The organism is Variovorax paradoxus, from assembly GCA_016806145.1.
Lineage (GTDB): Bacteria > Pseudomonadota > Gammaproteobacteria > Burkholderiales > Burkholderiaceae_C > Variovorax.
In genome coordinates, this window is sequence record CP063166.1 from 242,211 (window position 1) to 256,341 (window position 14,131).

The 14,131-nt window shown below is 69.2% G+C and carries 11 protein-coding genes; all 11 read left to right on the top strand.

What is annotated here, in order from left to right; genetic code table 11:
• Window positions 1-14 precede the first annotated feature (14 nt).
• The 11 genes from tssA (at window position 15) to INQ48_01215 (ending at window position 14,123) form a co-directional block, all read left to right on the top strand.
• Window positions 15-1,106 carry a type VI secretion system protein TssA gene (gene tssA / locus INQ48_01165; protein ID QRF57905.1) on the top strand — a complete coding sequence of 364 codons (1,092 nt, stop codon included), beginning with the start codon at window positions 15-17 and terminating at the stop codon, window positions 1,104-1,106.
• A gap of 61 nt (window positions 1,107-1,167) precedes the next feature.
• Window positions 1,168-1,737 carry a type VI secretion system contractile sheath small subunit gene (tssB, locus tag INQ48_01170; protein QRF57906.1) on the top strand — a complete coding sequence of 190 codons (570 nt, stop codon included), beginning with the start codon at window positions 1,168-1,170 and terminating at the stop codon, window positions 1,735-1,737.
• 33 nt (window positions 1,738-1,770) lie between these two features.
• Complete coding sequence (gene tssC / locus INQ48_01175) at window positions 1,771-3,276, top strand: type VI secretion system contractile sheath large subunit (protein ID QRF57907.1); 1,506 nt, start codon at window positions 1,771-1,773, stop codon at window positions 3,274-3,276.
• A 45-nt stretch (window positions 3,277-3,321) separates the two neighbouring features.
• Entirely contained in the window at window positions 3,322-3,804 is a 483-nt protein-coding gene (locus INQ48_01180; protein ID QRF57908.1) for a type VI secretion system tube protein Hcp, read from the top strand.
• Between the two features lie 262 nt (window positions 3,805-4,066).
• Window positions 4,067-4,933 (top strand): virulence protein SciE type, encoded by an 867-nt coding sequence (locus INQ48_01185; GenBank protein ID QRF57909.1) that lies wholly within the window; start codon window positions 4,067-4,069, stop codon window positions 4,931-4,933.
• Window positions 4,933-5,490 (top strand): type VI secretion system baseplate subunit TssE, encoded by a 558-nt coding sequence (gene tssE, locus INQ48_01190; protein ID QRF57910.1) that lies wholly within the window; start codon window positions 4,933-4,935, stop codon window positions 5,488-5,490. The genes INQ48_01185 and tssE overlap by 1 nt, the downstream gene beginning before the upstream one ends.
• Complete coding sequence (gene tssF, locus INQ48_01195; protein ID QRF57911.1) at window positions 5,490-7,370, top strand: type VI secretion system baseplate subunit TssF; 1,881 nt, start codon at window positions 5,490-5,492, stop codon at window positions 7,368-7,370. Before tssE ends, tssF begins: the two co-directional genes overlap by 1 nt.
• A complete protein-coding gene (tssG, locus tag INQ48_01200; GenBank protein ID QRF57912.1) occupies window positions 7,367-8,551 on the top strand; it encodes a type VI secretion system baseplate subunit TssG in 1,185 nt (394 codons plus the stop codon). Before tssF ends, tssG begins: the two co-directional genes overlap by 4 nt.
• A complete protein-coding gene (tssH, locus tag INQ48_01205) occupies window positions 8,548-11,286 on the top strand; it encodes a type VI secretion system ATPase TssH (GenBank protein ID QRF57913.1) in 2,739 nt (912 codons plus the stop codon). Before tssG ends, tssH begins: the two co-directional genes overlap by 4 nt.
• A gap of 15 nt (window positions 11,287-11,301) precedes the next feature.
• Window positions 11,302-13,683 (top strand): type VI secretion system tip protein VgrG, encoded by a 2,382-nt coding sequence (locus INQ48_01210; protein QRF57914.1) that lies wholly within the window; start codon window positions 11,302-11,304, stop codon window positions 13,681-13,683.
• Window positions 13,684-13,733: 50 nt separating this feature from the next.
• Entirely contained in the window at window positions 13,734-14,123 is a 390-nt protein-coding gene (locus INQ48_01215) for a hypothetical protein (protein QRF57915.1), read from the top strand.
• The last annotated feature ends 8 nt before the right edge of the window (window positions 14,124-14,131 follow it).

Consider the following 14,131-nt stretch of genomic DNA (forward strand, 5'->3'; position numbering starts at 1 on the left):
ACGAGGGAGAACGGGTGTCGCAGGCAGAGATCGAGCTTTTGCAAAAGCCCGTCGAGGGTCCGCTTCCGTGTGGTGAGGATCTGGAATACGACGCCGATTTCATGGCGTTGCAGCAGGCGACGCTCGGCAAGCGCGAGCAGCAGTTCGGCAACACGATCATTCCGGCCGAACCGCCCGACTGGACCAAGGTCGAGCGCATCGCCAAGCAGCTGTGCGAGCGCACGCGCGACCTGCGCGTGCTGGTGCCGCTCACGCTCGCGTGGACCGAGAGCCGTGGACTGCCGGGCTACGTCGAAGGGCTGCAACTGGTCGACGTGGTGCTGCAGACCTTCTGGGACGACGTGCATCCGCGCGTGGTCGAGGGTGGCGACGAGGACCCGCTGCCGCGCATGAATGCACTGGCCGCGCTGGCCGAGAGCGAAGGCATCGGGCGCAGCGTGCGCGATGCGCGATTGCTCGACGACGGCGGCGTGACGATGACCTTGCGGCAGGTCGAGGCGCTGCTCGATTCGAGCAAGGCCGACCAGATCGACTACCCGGGCGGCGTGGGCCGCCTGCGCGAGGCCGCGCGCCGCGCGCACGACAACGACGCGCCGCCGATCGTCGCGCTGCGCGCCGCGCTCGCGCTGCTGCAGCGCATCCGCGAGACCTCGGAACGCGCGCTGGGCCAGAGCTGGGCCCCCGATTTCTCGCGACTCGAACGTTCGATGCGCACGGTGGCGCAGCTGCTGCCCGAGAAGGCATTGCAGTCCGTCGCCGAAGTGCCGCCGAGCGAACGCCAGAGCCCTTCGGCGAGCGATCCGGCCGCGCCGGCCGCGGCGCCCATGGCGGCGGCGACCGCTGCAAGTGGCGGTCCCGGCCTACGCGCGATCGGTATCAACGATATTGAAATAACGAGCCGCGAAGATGTGCAGGTGTTGTTGGAAAAGGCTTGCCGGTACCTGGAGCGCGCGGAGCCCAGCCATCCCGCGCCCCTGCTGATACGCAGGGCGCAGAAGCTGCTCGCGCTCAACTTCTTCCAGATCATCGAGGAGCTCATGCCCGAGGGACTGCAGAAGCTGGAAAGCCTGGCCGGACGGCCACCGGGGTCCGACGCATCGGAGTAGGCGCCGGCGACCGGCGCACGCGGTCCGCACGCATTCGATCGAAGAATCAAGAGGAAGCTTTATGGCAGACAACCGTGTCAGGAACAGTGGTCAGAAGTTCATCGCGCGCAACCGCGCGCCGCGCGTGCAGATCGAGTACGACGTCGAGATCTACGGCAGCGAACGCAAGATCCAGCTGCCCTTCGTGATGGGCGTGATCGCCGACCTCGCGGGCAAGCAGGTCGACCCGATGCCCGACCTCGCCGAGCGCGAGTTCATGGCGGTGGACATCGACAACTTCGACGACCGCATGAAGTCGATCAAGCCGCGCGTGGCCTTCCAGGTGCCCAACACGCTGACCGGCGACGGCCAGCTCAACGTCGACATCACCTTCGACAGCATGGACGACTTCTCGCCCGCGCGCATCGCGCGCCAGGTCGACGCGCTGCAGCAGCTGCTCGACGCGCGCACCGAGCTGTCGAACCTGCTGTCCTACATGGACGGCAAGAACGGTGCCGAGCAACTGATCGCGCAGGCGCTGCAGAACCCGGCGCTGCTGAAGTCGCTGGCCACCAGTCCGAACCCCGCGGTGGCCAGCGCCATCGACGCGGCCGCGGAGAAACCGGCGGGCACGCCGGGCACCGCCGAGTAAGCGCGAGCCGATCACGTCGACAGGACCATCACCATGAGTACCGTGCAAAAACAATCCGCGCGCGCCCAGCAGACCGTCGAGGCGCTCGAGCCGAACGAGTTCTCCGACCTGCTCCAGCGCGAGTTCAAGCCCAAGACCGACCAGGCGCGCGAGGCGGTGCAGAACGCCGTCAAGACGCTGGCGGTGCAGGCGCTCGAGAGCTCCGTCACCATCTCCAACGATGCCTATCGCACGGTGCAGGCCATCATCACGGAGATCGACCGCAAGCTCTCGGAGCAGATCAACCAGATCCTGCACCACGAGGACTTCCAGCAGCTCGAGGGTGCCTGGCGCGGCCTGCACTACCTCGTGAACAACACCGAGACCGACGAGCAGCTCAAGATCCGCGTGATGTGCGCCTCCAAGCGCGAAGTCGCGCGCTCGCTCAAGCGCCACAAGGGCATCGGCTGGGACCAGAGCCCGCTGTTCAAGAAGATCTACGAGGCCGAGTACGGCCAGTTCGGCGGCGAGCCCTTCGGCGCGCTGATCGGCGACTTCCACTTCGACCACAGCCCGCCCGACGTCGAGATGCTCGGCGAGATGGCGAAGATCGCCGCGGCCGCGCACTGCCCCTTCATCGCGGGCGCCTCGCCGACCGTGATGCAGATGGAGTCGTGGCAGGAACTCTCGAACCCGCGCGACCTGACGAAGATCTTCCACAACACCGAGCACACCGCGTGGCGTTCGCTGCGCGAGTCGGAGGATGCGCGCTACATCGGCCTGGCGATGCCGCGCTTCCTGGCACGCCTGCCCTACGGCGCGCGCACCAACCCGGTCGACGAGTTCGAGTTCGAGGAAGAGACCGACTCGGCCGCGCACAACCGCTACACCTGGGCCAACTCGGCCTATGCGATGGGCGTGAACATCAACCGCTCGTTCAAGCAGTACGGCTGGTGCACCTCGATCCGCGGCGTGGAATCGGGCGGCGCGGTCGAGAACCTGCCGACCCACACCTTCCCGACCGACGACGGCGGCGTGGACATGAAGTGCCCGACCGAGATCGCGATCAGCGACCGGCGCGAGGCCGAGCTCGCGAAGAACGGCTTCATGCCGCTGGTGCACCGCAAGAACTCCGACTTCGCGGCCTTCATCGGCGCGCAGTCGCTGCAGCAGCCGGCCGAGTACTACGACGCCGACGCCACGGCCAACGCGAACCTGGCGGCGCGCCTGCCCTACCTGTTCGCCTGCTGCCGCTTCGCGCATTACCTGAAGTGCATCGTCCGCGACAAGATCGGTTCGTTCCGCGAGCGCGAGGACATGGAGCGCTGGCTCAACGACTGGATCATGAACTACGTCGACGGCAGCCCCGGCACCTCGTCGCAGGACACCAAGGCGATGAAGCCGCTGGCCGCCGCCGAGGTCCAGGTGGAACCGATCGAGGACAACCCCGGCTACTACGCCGCCAAGTTTTTTCTCCGGCCGCACTACCAGCTCGAAGGGCTCACGGTGTCGTTGCGGCTGGTTTCGAAGCTGCCGTCCAACAAGAAGGACAGCAGCTAATTCAACAGTGCTCCGATGGGGCACGCACAACTCCGGGGGTTAATGATGGCAGTAGACATGTTCATGCGCGTCGAAGGCGCGAACGGCGAATCCAAGGACTCGAACCACAAGGACTGGACCGACATCAAGTCGTTCGCGTGGGGTGCGACGCAGCCTGGAAACATGGTGAGCGGCGGTGGCGGCGGCGTGGGCAAGGCCAGCTTCAACGACCTGCAGGTGCTCGCGCGCATCGACAAGGCGGCACCGTCCGTCATGAAGAACTGCGCCAGCGGCAAGCACCTGAGCAAGGTCGAGGTCTCGGTCTGCAAGGCCGGTGGCGGACAGATCGAATACACGCGCGTGACGCTCGAGGAAGTGCTGGTCACCTCGGTGCAGTACACGGCCGAGCAGGGCAGCGACGCGGTGTTCGTGCAGTACGCGTTCCAGGCCGCCAAGGTCAAGCAGCAGTACTGGGAACAGACCGACAAGGGCGGCAAGGGCGCCGAAACCCAGCTCGGCTGGAACATCAAGGAAAACAAGGAAGCCTGATCTTCCGCGGGCCCGGCCGGGCTCGCGGGCGGCGCCTCGGTGCCGCGGGCGAGCCGGTCTCCGGCTGACGGTCCTGGGGCCGCCAGCCGAAGGCCGAGCGGCGAAGGCGGTGCATGGCGCCGCCATCGCACGGTAAAGGCCACGGCCCCGCGAAGCGGGCGTCGGCAGGCCACGAGCGATATCCAACCACCGACCACGGCGGCGGCTCTGGCGTCACAGGGCCGGGACCGTGCATTGGCGAAACGACAGAGGAGGCTGCTTCATGGGCGATGCGTTTGCAGGGCTGGGCGAGCGCTCGGTGGCCGAGCACACCGAGGGGATACAGCGGCAGATCCGCGCCGATCCCCAGAACGCCAGCCTGCGCCTCGCGCTGTGCCACTTCCTCGCGCTGCGCGGCGAGTGGCAGCGCGCCGAGGACCAGCTCAAGGCAGCCGTCAAGTTCGATCCCTCTTTCACGCCCGCGAGCGCCACCTGCTCGATGGCGCTGGCCGGCGAACGCCAGCGCAGCGCCTTCTGGGCCGGCGATGCCGCGCGCGCGCCCGCCGTGCTCGGCGAAGGCGCGGACTGGGTCGATGCCCTGCTCGCGGCCGCCGCGCTGCCGGCCGACCAGGCCGACGAGGCGGCCCGGCTGCGCGAATCGGCGCGCGATGCCACGCCCGCGCTGCGCGGCCTGCTGCAGGCCGTGGACCGCTCGGGCGACGCGACGGGCGAGCCGGTCGACGGCGAGACGATCGAGCGCATCGACATCGACTGGCTCTGCGACGGCGACGCGCGCCTCGGTGCCGCGCTCGAAGTCATCACGCCCGCGGGCTATGGCTGGCTGCCGCTGCCCTCGGTGCGCCGCCTGACGTTCCAGCGGCCGCAGCACCTGGTCGACCTGCTGTGGTCGCCGGTGCAGGTCGAGCTGGCCGATGGCCGCGCGCTGGCCGTGCTGGTGCCGGTGCGCTATGCGGGCGATCTGGCCACGCTCGAGGACGGCCTCGCGCTTGCGCGCCGTACCGACTGGCTGCCGCTGGCCGGCGAGGCCGCGTTCGCGGGCGCGGGCCAGCGCACCTTGATCAGCGACGCGGGCGACCATGCGCTGCTCGAGCTGCGCGGCATCGAGTTCACCGCGGGGGAGGCCGCCTGATGGCCACGGCCGGCGCCTCCGCCTGGTCGGGGCTCGATGCCGAGGGCGAGCAGGAGAGCGTCGCGCGCGACCGGCTGCAGCCGGTGCTGCTCGACCGCCTCACCGACAAGCAGCCGAGCAACCGCCAGGAGCGCGCGGGCGCCTTCCTGATGAGCGGCAAGCTGCTGCGCGACTCGGTGCTGCGCGACCTGCAGTGGCTGCTGAACACCACCAACTTCGGCACCGCGCATTCGATCCAGAACCTGCCGCGCGCGCGCCGCTCGGTCGTCAACTACGGCGTGCGCGGCTGGGCCGGCGGGCGCATGTCGGAGGTCGACTTCGCCGACGTCGAGGCCGCGATCCGCACCGCCATCATCGACTTCGAGCCGCGCATCATGAAGGACAGCATCGACGTGCGCTGCGTGACCGACGCCACCGAGCTCGAGCACCACAACCTGCTCGCGCTCGAGATCCGCGGCACCCTGTGGTCGGTGCCCTACCCGATCGAGTTCATCCTGCGCTCGGAGCTCGATCTGGAAAGCGGCCACATGATGCTGCGCCCCACCGGAGGCCTCTGATGGACGCGCGGCTGCTCGACTACTACAACCGCGAACTCACCTACATGCACGAGCTCGGTGCCGAGTTCGCGCAGCGCTATCCGAAGATCGCGGGCCGCCTGGGCATGCGCGGCATCGAGGTCAGCGATCCCTACGTCGAGCGGCTGCTCGAAGGCTTCAGCTTCCTCACGGCGCGCATCCAGCTCAAGATGGATGCCGAGTTCCCGCGCTTCTCGCAGCGGCTGCTCGAGGTGGTCTATCCGAACTTCCTCGCGCCGCTGCCGGCCATGGGCGTGGTGCAGATCGACGGCAACCTCAACGAGGGCTCGCTGAAGGCCGGCTACGAGCTGCCGCGCCACACGATCCTGCGCGGCCGCATGATCAAGGGCGAGCAGACGGCCTGCGAGTTCCGCACCGGCCACGCGGTCACGCTGTGGCCGATCCGCATCGCCGAGGCCAGCCTCGGGCCGGTGCCGGCCGAGATCCTGCATGCGCTGCCGATCGTCGCGCGGCAGGCCAAAAGCGCGATCACGATCAAGCTCGAGGCCGTGGGCGGCGCGCGCTTCGCCGAGATGCCGCTCGATCGGCTCGAGTTCTTCCTCTCGGGCGCCGAGCTGCATGCGCTGCGCGTGCTCGAGCTGGCCGTGCACCACTCGATCGGCACCGTCTGCCGCAGCGGCCCCGGCACCGCGGGCCAGGGCACGCGCATCGTGCCGCTGGGCGAGGAGGCGATCCGCCACGAGGGCTTCGAGCCCGACCAGTCGCTGCTGCCCTACGACGCGCGCTCGTTCCAGGGCTACCGGCTGCTGCACGAGTACTTCGCCTTCCCCGAACGCTACCTGTTCTTCAGCGTCAACAAGCTGCGTGCCGCGGCCGCGGCGATGAGCGGCAACACGATGGAGATCGTGATCCTGCTCGACCGCGCCGACGGCGACCTCGAGCGGCTGGTCGACGCGCGCCAGTTCTCGCTGTTCTGTACGCCGATCGTCAACCTGGTGCCGCGCCGCAGCGACCGCATCCCGGTGGGCCCGGGCCAGCACGAGCACCATGCGGTGATCGACCGCACGCGGCCGCGCGACTTCGAGATCTTCACGGTCGAGCGCGTGGTCGGCCACATGAGCAACGGCTCCGAGGAGCGCGAGTTCCGGCCCTTCCTCGGCTCCTTCGCCTCCGACGACGGCGACTTCGGCGCCTACTTCTCGGTGCGGCGCGAACCGCGGCTGGTGTCGGACCGCGCACGCGCGCAGGGCACGCGCACCAGCTACACCGGCAGCGAGATCTACGTCTCGCTGGTGGACCAGCACGACGCGCCCTTTCCGCACAGCCTGCGCCACATCACGCTCGATGCGCTGTGCACCAACCGCGACCTGCCGCTGTTGTTGCCCACGGGCCTGGAGTCGGACTTCACGCTGCGCGTGTCGGCGCCGGTGCGCGCGATCCGCATCCTGCGCGGTCCCTCGCGGCCCTATCCGGCGCTGGCCGAGGGCGCGCTGACCTGGCGCCTCATCAGCCACCTGGGCCTGAACTACCTGAGCCTCACCGACGTCGATGCCGAGCAGGGCGCGGCCGCGCTGCGCGAGATGCTCGACCTCTACGGCAACCTCGCCGATCCCTCGGTGCGCCGGCAGATCCAGGGCGTGCGCTCGATGAAGCTGGCGCCGGTGTTCCGCCGCCTGCCCGAGCCGGGCCCGATCGTCTTCGGCCGCGGCGTGGAGATCGCGCTGAAGCTCGACGAGACCGCCTTCTCGGGCGCGAGCCCGTACCTCTTCGGCGCCGTGCTCGAGCAGTTCTTCAGCCGCCACGTGTCGCTCAACGCCTTCACCGAGTTCGCGCTGTCGAGCCTGCAGCGCGGCGACATCGCGCGCTGGACGCCGCGCATCGGACGCCGACCCGCCGTATGAACAGCACCACCGACCTCCGCGAGGACACGGGCGCCGCGCAGCAGGCGCCGGCGAGCGACGCGGCGGATCGGGAGCTCGACCACGAGGCGGGGGCCGCCGCCGCACCGCCGCCCGCGCGCGGCCTGCCGCAGGTCGATCCGGCGCTGTGGGCCGGCCTGGTCGAGCAGCCGTTCGAGCACGACCTCTTCATGCTGCTGCGTCGGCTCGACGCGCACGGCGACCATCCGCTGCTGGGCCGCGCGCCGCGCCCGCTCGACGAGCCGCTGCGCCTCGGCCAGGAGCCCTCGATGGCCTTCGCGCCCTCGAACGTCTCGGGCGTGGACGACAGCCGCGACGGCCCGCCGCAGATCTCGATCTACGGCTTCGGCCTGTTCGGCCCCAACGGTCCGCTGCCGCTGCACCTGACCGAGTACGCGCGCGAGCGCAAGCGACATCACAACGACCACACGCTCAGCGCCTTCGCCGACCTGTTCCACCACCGGCTGATCCTGCTGTTCTACCGCGCCTGGGCCGATGCCCAGTCGGTCAACAGCCTCGACCGGCCCGACGGCCACCGCTTCGTCGAGTACGTCGCGAGCCTCATGAACATGGGCCAGCCCGGGCTCAAGGAACGCGACCGCATCGCCGACCATGCGCGCACCCACATGGCGGGCCACCTGGTGCGCCAGACGCGCAATCCCGAGGGCCTGATCCAGATCCTGCGCCTGTACTTCGACCTGCCGGTGCGCATCGAGGAGTTCGTGAGCGACTGGGTGACCATCGACGAACCGCAGGTCAGCCGCATCGGCCTGTTCGGGCGCAACCACCGGCTCGGCGCCGGCGCGACCATCGGCCTGGCCGTGCGCGATGCGCAGAGCAAGTTCCGCCTCGAGCTCGGGCCGCTCACGCTCGAGCAGTACCGCGCCTTCCTGCCCGGCAGCCGGCGGCTGCAGCAGGTGGTCGACTGGGTGCGCCAGTACGTCGGCATCGAATTCGCGTGGGAGCTGCGGCTCGTGCTGCGCAAGGAGGAGGCCGGCGGCATGCAGCTCAGCGGCGGCCAGCGCCTGGGCTGGGGCAGCTGGCTCGGCACCCGCCTGTCCGACACCGATGCCGGCGACCTGGTGTTCGCGCCCGAGGCCCTGCATTCGCGTTCCGCATCCACCGCTTCCCACACCTCCGCTTCCTTCACCCAGGCCTCATGACCGACATCCGCCGCGTCTCGCTGTTCTCCAAGCTCAATCCGATGCTCTACAAGGCATTGGAGACCGCCACCGCCTTCGCCAAGCTGCGCGGCAATGCCTACGTCGAGCTCGTGCACTGGCTGCACCAGATCCTGCAGCTGCAGGACAGCGACCTGCTGCGCATCGTCAAGCGCGCCGGCCTCAACCTCGACGCGGTCGAGCAGGACCTGGTGCGCGCGCTCGACCGGCTGCCGCACGGCGCGACCTCGATCAGCGACATCTCCGAGCATGTCGACAGCGCGGTCGAGCGGGCCTGGGTCTATGCCAGCCTGCGCTTCGAGGCGACCTCGATCCGCGGCGCCTACCTGCTCGCGGGCATCGTCAAGACGCCGGGGCTGCGCCAGGTGCTCTCGGGCATCTCGCGCGAGTTCGACAAGCTGGTGCCCGACGTGCTGATCGCGCAGCTGCCGACCTGGACCGAGGGCTCGCCCGAGGACGACTACGACGTCGCGCCCGAACCCGTGGCCGGCGGCGCGCCGAACCCGGCCGGTGCCGCGCCGCAGGCCGCGGGCGGCTCGGCGCTCGCCAAGTACGCGAGCGACCTCACGGCCAAGGCGCGCGCGGGCGAGCTCGATCCGGTCTACGGCCGCGACGACGAGATCCGCCAGATCGTCGACATCCTGATGCGCCGGCGCCAGAACAACCCGCTGCTCACGGGGGAGGCCGGCGTCGGCAAGACCGCGGTGGTCGAGGGCCTGGCGCAGCGCCTGGCCGCGGGCGACGTGCCGCCCTCGCTGCGCGAGGTCTCGCTGTGGGTGCTCGATCCCACGCTGCTGCAGGCCGGCGCGGGCGTGAAGGGCGAGTTCGAGCAGCGGCTGCGGCAGGTGATCGACGAGGTCGAGAAGAGCCCGAAGCCGATCGTGCTGTTCGTCGACGAGGTCCACACGCTGGTGGGCGCGGGCGGCACCGCCGGCACCGGCGACGCCGCCAACCTGCTGAAGCCCGCGCTCGCGCGCGGCCGGCTGCGCACCATCGGCGCCACCACCTGGTCGGAGTACAAGAAGTACATCGAGAAGGACCCGGCGCTCACGCGGCGCTTCCAGACCATCCAGGTGCAGGAGCCGACCGAGCCCAAGGCCGTGATCATGCTGCGCGGCATCTCGGCCGAGCTCGAGAAGCACCACGGCGTGCTGATCCTCGACGCCGCGCTCGAGGCCGCCGTGAGCCTGTCGCACCGATACATTCCCGCGCGCCAGCTGCCCGACAAGGCCGTGAGCCTGCTCGACACCGCCTGCGCGCGCGTGGCGCTGAGCCAGCACGCGCTGCCGGCCGCGCTCGAGGACCTGCAGCGGCGCATCGAGGTGCTGGGCATCGAGTCGGGCATCGCGCAGCGCGAGGCCGCGATCGGTGTCGGCGAGGCGCAACGCGTGCAGGACATCGCGGCGCAGATCGATGCCGCCCAGGCCGAGCTCGCGACGCTCGAGCAAAGGCGCAGCGAGGAGCGCGAACTGGTCGAGCGCATCGTGGCGCTGCGCCGGCGGCTCTCGCCGGCAGCGGTGCCGGTGCAGGCCGAGGAGGTCGACGAGGATGGCGATGAAGAAGACAGCGCGGAGGCCGCACCGGCGCCCGTCGAGACCGAGCCCGAGCCCGAAGCCTCGCCCGAGCAGATGCGCGCCGAGCTCGACGCCGCGCAGCGCAAGCTTTCGCAGCTGCAGGGCGAATCGCCGCTGATCCTGGCCGCGGTCGACGCGCAGGCCGTGGCCACGGTGGTGGCCGACTGGACCGGCATCCCGATCGGGCGCATGGTGCGCGACGATGCGCAGTCGGTGCTGCGGCTCGGCGAGATCCTGTCGCAGCGCGTGGTCGCGCAGACCGATGCGCTCGACACCATCGCGCGGCGCATCCGCACCGCGCGCGCGCGGCTGGACAACCCCAACAAGCCGGTCGGCGTGTTCCTGCTGTGCGGCCCCTCGGGCGTGGGCAAGACCGAGACCGCGCTCGCGCTGTCGGAGGCGCTGTACGGCGGCGAGCAAAACCTCGTCACCATCAACATGAGCGAGTTCCAGGAGTCGCACACCGTCTCCACGCTCAAGGGCGCGCCGCCCGGCTACGTGGGCTACGGCGAGGGCGGCGTGTTGACCGAGGCGGTGCGCCGGCGGCCCTACAGCGTGGTGCTGCTCGACGAGATCGAGAAGGCCCATCCCGACGTGCACGAGATCTTCTTCCAGGTCTTCGACAAGGGCTGGATGGAGGACGGCGAGGGCCGCCACATCGACTTCCGCAACACCGTGATCATCATGACCTCGAACGTCGGCACCGACCTGGTCATGCAGCTGTGCGAGGACCCGGTGCTGCGTCCCGACCCCGAGCCGCTGGCGCAGGCGCTGCGCGAGCCGCTGCTCAAGGTGTTCGCGCCCGCGCTGCTCGGCCGGCTGGTGGTGGTGCCCTACTACCCGCTGCATGCCGACGCGCTGCACCGCATCATCCGGCTGCAGCTCGACCGCGTGGCCGCGCGTCTGCAGGCCAACCACGGCATTACCTTGGGTTACACCGACAGCGCCGTGGAGCTTGTGGCGCGCCGGTGTACGGCCATAGAGTCGGGTGGACGGATGATCGATGCGATCCTCACGCACACCATCCTGCCGCGATTGAGCGAGGAAGTCATCGGCGCCACGGTCAGCGGGCGCAAGCTCGCGGGCGTCGAGCTCTCGGCGCAGGGCGACGACTTCCACTACGCGTTTTCCGAAACCAGCTAAGCGAAGGGAGTCGTCATGGCCCGCGTCGTCACCGCCCACACACCGCTCGGGGAAGACCAGCTGCTCTTCCGCTCGATGCACGGCAGCGAGGGGCTGTCGCAGCTGTTCGAGTTCGAGGTCGACCTGCTGAGCCCGAACACCTCGGTCGACATGAAGGCCATGCTCGGCAAGCCGCTCACGCTCGAGATCAAGACCCTCACCGGCACGCCGCGCTACCTCAACGGCCAGATCACGCGCTTCACGCTGATCGGGCGCGACGCGGCCTCGTCGCGCTACATGGTGTATCGCGCCTCGGTGCGGCCGTGGCTGTGGTATCTCACGCGCACCAGCGACTGCAAGATCTTCCAGAACAAGTCGGTGGTCGAGATCCTCGAGGAGGTGCTCGGCGAGTACGGCTTCGCGCTCGAGAAGAAGCTCACGGCCTCGTACCGGCAGTGGGACTACTGCGTGCAGTACCAGGAGACCGACTTCGCGTTCGTGAGCCGTCTCATGGAGCACGAGGGCATCTACTACTTCTTCAAGCACGAGAAGAACCAGCACACGCTGGTGCTGGCCGACGACATGAGCGCGCACGAGACGCTGCCCGAGTACCCGAGGATCAGCTACGTCTCGACCGACCGCGTGGGCGACCCGGGCCGCGAGGCCATCGACCAGTGGGAGGTGACCGAGGAGATCCGCCCCGGCACCTACGTGGTCGACGACTTCGACTTCAAGAAGCCCAAGGCCGACCTGCTCACCACGCGCAGCCAGCCGCGCGGCAACGACCATGGCCAGTACGAGATGTACGAATGGCTCGGCGGCTACAGCGATGCCGGCCAGGGCGAGCACTACGCGCGCATCCGGCTCGAGGAGGCCCAGGCCCAGGCCGAGCTCGACATCGGCCACGCCACCGTGCGCGGCATGGCGCCCGGCTACCGCTTCACGATGCAGAACGCGCCGCGCGACGAGGACAACCGCGAGTACCTGATCGTCTCGGTGCTCTACAACCTGCGCGAGGGCGGCTACGCCTCGGGCAACGGCGATGGCGACTACGGCTTCCAGTTCGGCGTGCAGCCGACCTCGTTCCCCTACCGCGCGCCGCGCGTGACGCGCATCCCGACCACCAACGGGCCGCAGACCGCCACCGTGGTGGGACCGGCCGGCGAGGACATCTGGATCGACAAGTACGGCCGCGTGAAGGTGCAGTTCCGCTGGGACCGCTACGGCCAGCGCAACGAGGACAGCTCGTGCTGGGTACGCGTGTCGAGCGCCTGGGCCGGTTCGAACTTCGGCGCGGTCAACCATCCGCGCATCGGCCAGGAGGTGGTGGTCGACTTCATCGCCGGCTGCCCCGACCGGCCGCTGATCATCGGCCGCGTCTACAACGCCGACCAGATGCCGCCGCTGGAGCTGCCGGCCAAGGCCACGGTCAGCGGCTTCATCAGCCGCACCATCAAGGGCGACGGCGAGCTGGCCAACCACTTCGTGATCGACGACGACCCGAGCAACGAGTCGATCAAGATCCATGCGCAGAAGGACTTCGTCATCGAGGTCGAGAACGACGAGACCCACACGGTGGAGGGCAACCGCACCACCCACGTCCACAAGAACGACGAGCTCACGGTGGACGAGGCGCGCACCACCACGGTCAACAACGGGCTCGACCATGCGATCTACAAGTCGGGCTCCAAGCTCGAGGTGACGAAGAAGGCCGAGCACTTCTTCAACAACAGCATCGAGATCACGACCAAGGAAGGCGCCAAGGAAACGGTCGAGACCGGCATGTCCGAGGTCAACGTGCTGGCCGGGCTGCGCCACGAGACCTTCGACCAGGGACTGCTGGTCGAGGTGAAGAGCGGCATGACCGAGACGGTCAAGGGCGAGTCCAAGCTCACGGCCGTGGATGCGCTGCGCACCGAACGCTACAACGCCAACTGGGACCGGAAGGTCACGGGCACGGCGGTCGACCACATCACCTCGACGCTCACCGAGACCATCGACGGCACCCACACCTCGACCGTCACCGGCGGCGACTATGTCGGCTCGGCCAAGGCGGTGTCGATCACCTCCACCTCGGGCGACATCAAGATCACCGCGGCGGGCAACGTGATCGCCGAGGGCGAGCACGTCAAGCACATCAACCGCGCCACCAAGTGGGACACGGCGCCCTACCGGCTGACGGCGACCGGCGCCAACGTGGCATTCAACGGCGTCAACACCAGCACCTCGGGCCTGGCCAACTTCAACTCGCTGCTGCAGCTCAGCAGCAACGGCCTCAAGGGCGAGATCTTCGGCGTCGGCTACGCGATCGGCGCGTTCACCAGCACGCAGACCTCGGCGCAGGTCAGCAACAAGGCCCTCGACATCAAGATCGGCGGCCTCAAGACCTACCTGCAGCTGCTCTGGATGTGCATGTGAGCCTGCGTCCGCGCGGCGGCGAAGGCAACGAGAAAGGACCCGGAACAAAGATGGCGTTCGAAGGCTACCTCTGGATCGCGATACCGCTGGCGGTCCTCGCGCTGATCGTGCTCGGCGCCGTCGGGGTGCGCAGGATGCAGGCCTTCAACCTCGAGGTGCTCCTCGAGCGCGCGATGCCGGCGCGGGTGCTCGCCGAAGGCGTGCCCGCCACCGCGGTCGTGCGCGCGTCGACCGATGCCGAGATCCGCGTCGAGCGCATCTACATCCTCACCCGGCTGACGCTCGACATCCAGGCGAACGGCCCGGTGCCGGCCTTCGAGGCCGAGGTGCTCGCACCGATCTCGCCGGTCAAGCTGCCCGATTTCGCGACCGGCCGGCGCATCCGGGTGAAGGTCGATCCGGCGACCCGCCGCGTGGCCATCGACCAGGCGCTCAAGTAGGAACGGCG

Bases quoted from the DNA above. Each gene is read 5' to 3' on its own strand.
- tssE (QRF57910.1), top strand. From the start codon at position 4,933: ATGGCCACGGCCGGCGCCTCCGCCTGGTCGGGGCTCGATGCCGAGGGC.
- tssG (QRF57912.1), top strand. From the start codon at position 7,367: ATGAACAGCACCACCGACCTCCGCGAGGACACGGGCGCCGCGCAGCAG.
- INQ48_01185 (QRF57909.1), top strand. From the start codon at position 4,067: ATGGGCGATGCGTTTGCAGGGCTGGGCGAGCGCTCGGTGGCCGAGCAC.
- tssB (QRF57906.1), top strand. From the start codon at position 1,168: ATGGCAGACAACCGTGTCAGGAACAGTGGTCAGAAGTTCATCGCGCGC.
- tssC (QRF57907.1), top strand. From the start codon at position 1,771: ATGAGTACCGTGCAAAAACAATCCGCGCGCGCCCAGCAGACCGTCGAG.
- INQ48_01210 (QRF57914.1), top strand. From the start codon at position 11,302: ATGGCCCGCGTCGTCACCGCCCACACACCGCTCGGGGAAGACCAGCTG.
- INQ48_01215 (QRF57915.1), top strand. From the start codon at position 13,734: ATGGCGTTCGAAGGCTACCTCTGGATCGCGATACCGCTGGCGGTCCTC.
- INQ48_01180 (QRF57908.1), top strand. From the start codon at position 3,322: ATGGCAGTAGACATGTTCATGCGCGTCGAAGGCGCGAACGGCGAATCC.
- tssH (QRF57913.1), top strand. From the start codon at position 8,548: ATGACCGACATCCGCCGCGTCTCGCTGTTCTCCAAGCTCAATCCGATG.
- tssF (QRF57911.1), top strand. From the start codon at position 5,490: ATGGACGCGCGGCTGCTCGACTACTACAACCGCGAACTCACCTACATG.